Source organism: Vibrio sp. SALL6 (assembly GCF_002002385.1).
Taxonomy (GTDB): Bacteria; Pseudomonadota; Gammaproteobacteria; order Enterobacterales; family Vibrionaceae; genus Vibrio; species Vibrio parahaemolyticus.
Genome location: NZ_MQVK01000036.1, coordinates 75,404 through 82,234, shown reverse-complemented (window position 1 = coordinate 82,234; position 6,831 = coordinate 75,404). Strand labels below are relative to the sequence as shown.

5 protein-coding genes are annotated in these 6,831 nt (G+C 47.1%); 2 read left to right on the top strand and 3 right to left on the bottom strand.

Annotation, left to right across the window (positions count from 1 at the left end; translation table 11 throughout):
- Positions 1 to 407: 407 nt before the first annotated feature.
- Genes hemG through BIW15_RS21210 form a run of 3 tightly spaced genes read right to left on the bottom strand, consistent with a single transcriptional unit; the run spans position 408 to position 3,072 of the window.
- Positions 408 to 935 (bottom strand): menaquinone-dependent protoporphyrinogen IX dehydrogenase, encoded by a 528-nt coding sequence (gene hemG, locus BIW15_RS21220; RefSeq protein ID WP_024703782.1) that lies wholly within the window; start codon positions 933 to 935, stop codon positions 408 to 410.
- 9 nt (positions 936 to 944) lie between these two features.
- Entirely contained in the window at positions 945 to 2,402 is a 1,458-nt protein-coding gene (locus BIW15_RS21215; RefSeq protein WP_005465049.1) for a TrkH family potassium uptake protein, read from the bottom strand.
- A gap of 46 nt (positions 2,403 to 2,448) precedes the next feature.
- Complete coding sequence (locus tag BIW15_RS21210) at positions 2,449 to 3,072, bottom strand: YigZ family protein (protein ID WP_031411187.1); 624 nt, start codon at positions 3,070 to 3,072, stop codon at positions 2,449 to 2,451.
- Between the two features lie 257 nt (positions 3,073 to 3,329).
- On the opposite strand from BIW15_RS21210, the gene fadB reads away from it, so the two are divergent.
- On the top strand, positions 3,330 to 5,501 hold the full coding sequence (fadB, locus tag BIW15_RS21205) for a fatty acid oxidation complex subunit alpha FadB (protein ID WP_077281579.1): 2,172 nt from the start codon (positions 3,330 to 3,332) through the stop codon (positions 5,499 to 5,501).
- 15 nt (positions 5,502 to 5,516) lie between these two features.
- A complete protein-coding gene (gene fadA, locus BIW15_RS21200) occupies positions 5,517 to 6,692 on the top strand; it encodes an acetyl-CoA C-acyltransferase FadA (RefSeq protein ID WP_025572387.1) in 1,176 nt (391 codons plus the stop codon).
- The last annotated feature ends 139 nt before the right edge of the window (positions 6,693 to 6,831 follow it).

Sequence of the window (6,831 nt, the reverse complement as noted above, 5' to 3'; positions counted from 1 at the left end):
TTGAATTGACTGTGCTGAATCTTTCGATTCAATGGTCACTTCGTTTCATTGAAACCTAATTTGATACCGAAGTATCTAATTGGATTATCATCAACGAGTGCCCACACAGATTGATAGGTCTATATTGTTAAAGAGCTTTTCCTGTTGAGCTTTGCTCAAAACAGGACGGCCATTTTAGCGAGTTAAAGTTTAGTGTCAATCACTTTTTTCAAACTTTCTTCAAGCGTTTCCGCTTGGCTAATTTGGCTTGCTAACCTCGACTTCGTTTCTTTCGAAGCGTTGCCGTGTCAGCGAGGTGGCATTATAGAGATTGCGATCACATTGGCAAGCCCTTTTTCACGTTTTTTTTGATTTTTTTATCGTTCGGATGAAATTGCAGCAAAACCACTTAAAAGAGCACGTTATTTCTACAGTTCTTTGAATTTATCCGCGAAAAGAGCCACTTTTTCCCAGTTGGTGTACTCCACTTCTTTAGTCGTGTCCGTTTCACCACCAGTCATCGACATAATGAACTTAATCATCATTTTGTCGAACCAACCGTAGCGCGGATAATAAAGGGCACCAGCGAAGACTCCAATTAATGTTGGCTTCCAAGGAGATTTGATTAGGAACTTACGAATGTAGGCACTTCCTTCTGGGGTATCTTTCCCTTGGTCTTCTTTGCGGGCGGTTAAGTTCACACAGAAGAAAGCCACTTTATTCTGTTCTAGCTGAGTGAGGTTGCGTTCAATAAATTGGTATAGCTTCTTATTTAGGTGACCATAACGAATAGAGGCACCAATGAGCACTTTTTCATATTGGCTGAAATCTATCGTCTCTACATTATGTAAATCCACCAGCTCACATTCAAAGTCTGTTAATTGCTCTTCTATATAGTGGAAGATTTTTTTGGTTTGCCCTTCACGAGAAGAGTATAGAAATAATGCTTTTGCCACGATTTCCCCTTAACTACGCCAAAACGTCGGCGTGAGTAGAATAAGTAAGGTAAATATTTCCAGACGACCAAATAGCATGGAGACGATCAGCACCCATTTCGCTTTGTCGTTTACATCACCAAAGTGAAGTGCGACTTCGCCCAATCCAGGACCAAGGTTGTTTAGTGTCGCTGCTACGGCAGAGAATGCACTTAACTCGTCCATGCCTGTTGCAATCAAACCCAACATACATACCACAAACACTAACGCGTATGCTGAGAAGAATCCCCATACAGCATCGACCACACGTTGCGGTAGTGCACTGCCTCCGACTTTGATAGTGTAAACCGCACGAGGGTGAACCAGACGTTTAAGTTCACGCGCACCTTGTAAGGTAAGAAGCAGAATGCGGATCACTTTCATACCACCACCGGTCGAACCTGCGCATCCTCCTATAAAAGAGGAGAACAGTAGCAGCACTGGCAAGAACAATGGCCAATCTGCAAAACCGGTTGTGGTGAAACCTGCGGTTGTCGAGATTGAGACAGTTTGGAACAATGCTTGGTCAAACGCATCATAAGGTGATGTGTAAGAGTGGTGCTTCAATAGTAGTAAGAAGCAAACCAAAAACAGTAACACCTGAATAAAGATGAACGCGCGGAACTCTGGGTCTTTCCAGTAATACTTAGGATGAACCCCACCAGAGGCAAATGCCGCAAAGTGCAGAGTGAAGTTACAAGCAGAGATCAGCAAGAACACCACGGTAATCAGGTTAATCGCGTAACTGTCGAAGTAGCCCATGCTGGCATCGTGAGTTGAGAAGCCACCAATCGCAATGGTAGAGAAGCTGTGGCTGATGGCATCAAACGGCGTCATGCCCGCGAGCCAAAAAGCAACCGCACAAGCGATTGTCAGGCTTAAATAGATGTACCACAGCGCTTTTGCTGTCTCGGCTATGCGCGGGGTCATTTTGGTATCTTTCACTGGACCCGGAATTTCTGCGCGGTACAACTGCATCCCACCGATGCCCAACACTGGCAAAATAGCGACCGCAAGTACGATGATCCCCATCCCACCAAACCATTGTAGAAATTGGCGGTAGAACAAAATCGCTTTAGGTAACTCATCAAGGCCGACAATAACGGTCGCCCCTGTAGTGGTTAAAGCAGAGAAGGATTCAAAAAAAGCGTCAGTCACAGAAATGTTGGGATTATCTGCGATTAAAAATGGAAGCGAACCCGCGCTGCCCAAAACCGTCCAGAAAAGAACGACGATAAGAAAGCCATCACGTGATTTGAGCTCATGTTTATGCCGACGGTTAGGAAACCAACACATCGCTCCACAAAAAAGCAGCACAAAAAAAGTCGTGACAAAAGGTACACCAGCGCCATCTCGATAAAGAAGCGCAACCAGTGCAGGTGCCAACATGGTGACACTAAAAAGCGCGAGCAAAAGCCCGACGATTCGAATAATTGAACGAAATTGCATGGATTGATTGACTAGCGAAGCTGTCCCTGTTGCTTCCTGGTTTTCATTATTGTCCGTCGAGTGGGGTTACAATTGCCTTTGCCCCACTTTTATTGATGATAGCTTGGGTAAACGCGCTCACTTCACGAAGCTCAATTTCCACCACTAATATTACCTGATCGCTATATTCAGCAGCGACTTCTACCGCACCAAATTGAGGCATGATCGACTGTGCGATAGGCATAAACCCATAGTCTAACGTTAGTCTGAGTTTTGTGGTTATTTTTTTCTCAATAGTTTGAAGCCGCTTGAGAGCTTGCTGCACCCCACCGCCGTAAGCTTTAACTAAACCGCCAGTACCAAGCTTGATGCCCCCTGAATATCGCGTCACTACCGCAGTGATTTCTCCCACGCCAGAGCCCGATAGCTGCGCCAAAATTGGCTTGCCAGCAGTCCCGGACGGCTCGCCGTCATCGCTAAAGCCCCATTTCATTGAATCTTCAGGTCTGCCCGCTACGAATCCCCAGCAATTGTGTCTTGCATCCGAGTGTTTGGCTTTAATTTGATCAACAAACGCCTTCGCCGCATCAACGCTTGGCGTGTGTGCGAGGTAGGTAATAAAGACACTTTTTTTGATTTCTTCTTCAAACAGAGCTGGCGCTGAGGGAATCAGATAAGGCTGGTCATTCATAGCATTAGGTCAATGTTTACTTTGCTCGAAGTCTATCACGAGAGTGAATTCAGAGTCGCATAAGATCTGCCACAGCGCACAATGTTAAACACTTGTTTAAAAAATGTATTGAAATTAAACAATCCGCGATCCAAACTAACTTTACTGGTCAAACCAGAATAAGAATAAACGACTTCCTCGATACTTATTTGCCGACGAATTCAGCACTAACAATAGGTATACAGACAATCCACGATTGTATGTCATGGAGATAGACAATGATTTACCAAGCCGACACCCTACAGGTAAAGGAAATACAAGATGGCATAGCAGAGCTGAGCTTCTGCTCCCCTAAATCCGTAAACAAGCTCGACCTAGCAACGCTAGAGTCTCTCGATAAGGCTCTTGATGCGTTGACTTCACATCAAGGTCTAAAGGGCTTAATGCTCACTTCAGATAAAGACGCGTTCATCGTTGGCGCAGACATCACTGAATTCTTGGGCCTCTTCGCTAAAACAGACGCCGAGCTCGATCAATGGTTACAATTTGCCAATAGCATCTTCAATAAACTAGAAGACTTACCCGTTCCGACAATCTCAGTACTTAAAGGTCACACACTTGGCGGCGGCTGTGAATGCGTACTGGCTACCGATATGCGTATCGGTGACAAGACCACCAGCATTGGCCTACCAGAAACCAAACTGGGCATCATGCCAGGCTTTGGTGGTTGTGTGCGTTTGCCGCGTGTTATCGGTGCAGATAGCGCGATGGAAATCATCACGCAAGGCAAAGCATGTCGTGCAGATGAGGCCTTGAAGATTGGTTTATTGGATGCTGTGGTTAAAACTGATGCGTTGTATGAATCCGCATTGCAAACACTGACTTCAGCTATCAACGAAAAGATCGATTGGCAAGCACGTCGTAAACAAAAAACCTCACCACTGACACTCAGCAAGCTAGAGTCGATGATGAGCTTCACGATGGCAAAAGGCCTAGTGGCACAAAAAGCAGGTCCACACTACCCTGCACCAATGACTGCAGTTATTACGATTGAAGAAGGCGCACGCTTTGCGCGTAACGAAGCGCTCGACATTGAACGCAAATACTTCGTTAAACTCGCGAAATCAGAAGAAGCCAAAGCTCTGGTTGGTCTGTTCCTTAACGACCAATACATCAAAGGCATCGCAAAAAAAGCGGCGAAATCAGCAAGCAAAGACACTGAGCGAGCAGCGGTATTAGGTGCAGGCATCATGGGTGGTGGCATCGCTTACCAATCTGCGCTGAAAGGCGTGCCAGTATTGATGAAAGACATCGCCCAACCATCTCTCGATTTAGGCATGACCGAAGCGTCTAAACTGCTGAACAAACGCCTTGCTCAAGGTCGTATCGACGGCTTCAAGATGGCGGGAATTTTGGCATCAATTACCCCAAGCCTACATTACGCAGGCATCGAAAACTCAGATGTGATTGTTGAAGCCGTTGTCGAAAATCCGAAAGTAAAAGCAGCGGTACTGAGCGAAGTCGAATCGCACGTTGGTGAAGACACCGTTATTACATCAAACACATCGACGATTCCAATCAACCTATTGGCACAATCACTTAAACGCCCAGAAAACTTCTGTGGTATGCACTTCTTTAACCCTGTGCATCGCATGCCTTTGGTTGAAATCATCCGTGGTGAGAAAACTTCTGATGAAACCATCAACCGCGTAGTGGCTTACGCAGCGAAAATGGGCAAGTCCCCAATCGTCGTGAACGACTGTCCGGGATTCTTCGTCAACCGCGTATTATTCCCGTACTTTGGCGGTTTCAGCATGTTGCTTCGTGACGGTGCAGACTTCACTAAAGTCGACAAAGTCATGGAACGCAAATTTGGCTGGCCGATGGGCCCGGCGTACTTGCTTGATGTAGTCGGCATCGATACTGCGCACCACGCACAAGCCGTGATGGCAGAAGGTTTCCCTGAGCGAATGGGTAAACAAGGTCGTGACGCGATTGATGCTCTATTCGAAGTCAACAAATACGGTCAGAAGAATGGCAACGGTTTCTACAGCTACACCATTGATAAAAAAGGTAAGCCGAAGAAAACCTTCACTGAAGATATCTTGCCAGTACTGGCAGACGTCTGCGCGGACAAACAAGAGTTCGATGAGCAAACCATCATCCAACGTATGATGATTCCGATGATCAACGAAGTGGTGCTGTGTCTGCAAGAAGGCATTATTGCAACCCCTCAAGAAGCAGACATGGCGCTGGTTTACGGCCTTGGTTTCCCTCCATTCCGCGGCGGTGTATTCCGCTACCTAGACCGCGTAGGTATTGCTGAATTTGTTGAAATGGCAAAACAGCACGCCGAACTAGGCGCGATGTACCACGTTCCGCAAATGCTGATTGATATGGCGGCGAAAGGCGAAAGCTTCTACGGCGCGCAACAGCAAGGTTCTATCTAAGGAGGGATTCCCAAAATGACTAATCAAACCAGAAACGTTGTCGTAGTCGATTGTCTACGTACCCCAATGGGTCGCTCTAAAGGTGGTGCTTTCCGTCATACTCGTGCAGAAGACCTTTCTGCGCACCTAATGAAAGGCATTCTGGCGCGTAACCCACAAGTGAACCCAAGTGAGATTGAAGACATCTACTGGGGCTGTGTGCAACAAACGCTTGAGCAAGGCTTTAACATCGCGCGTAATGCAGCGCTGCTTGCTGGCCTACCAATTGAGATTGGCGCAGTAACCGTGAATCGTCTGTGTGGCTCATCTATGCAAGCCCTGCATGATGGTACTCGTGCAATCATGACAGGTGACGCGGAAATTTGCCTGATCGGCGGTGTCGAGCACATGGGTCACGTACCAATGAACCACGGTGTAGACTTCCATCCTGGCATGTCGAAAAACGTCGCCAAAGCCGCTGGCATGATGGGTTTAACCGCTGAAATGCTTGGTAAGCTTCATGGTATCAGCCGTGAGCAACAAGATGATTTTGCGGCGCGCTCTCATGCTCGTGCTCACGCAGCAACATTGGAAGGTCGCTTTAAAAACGAAATCCTACCAACCGAAGGCCACGCAGCAGACGGTACGTTGTTCCAGTTAGATTACGATGAAGTGATTCGTCCAGAGACCACCGTTGAAGGTCTGTCTCAACTTCGTCCGGTATTCGACCCAGCGAACGGTACCGTAACAGCCGGCACGTCTTCCGCTTTATCTGATGGTGCATCCGCAATGCTGATCATGAGCGAAGAGAAAGCCAATGAACTTGGTTTGAAGATTCGAGCACGAATCAAAGGCATGGCGATCGCAGGTTGCGATCCATCCATCATGGGTTACGGCCCTGTACCTGCAACGCAAAAAGCGCTCAAACGTGCAGGCCTTGCAATTGAAGATATGGACGTTGTCGAGCTAAACGAAGCGTTCGCAGCGCAATCTCTGCCATGTGCGAAAGACCTAGGTCTGCTTGAGGTGATGGACGAAAAAGTGAACCTGAATGGCGGCGCGATTGCTCTAGGTCACCCATTGGGTTGTTCTGGCGCACGTATCTCAACAACGCTTATCAACCTAATGGAAGCCAAGGACGCCAAGTACGGCCTTGCAACCATGTGTATCGGGCTTGGTCAGGGTATCGCTACTGTCTTTGAGCGCCCGTAGCCCTTAACATCACCAGTTAGGTAATCAACCAATACCAGCAAAATTTGGTATTACACTTAAGGCGGCATCTTATGTCGCCTTTTCTTTTATTAGGCACCCTATAATTTATGCACAAAACGCATAAATTAGATGATGAAGT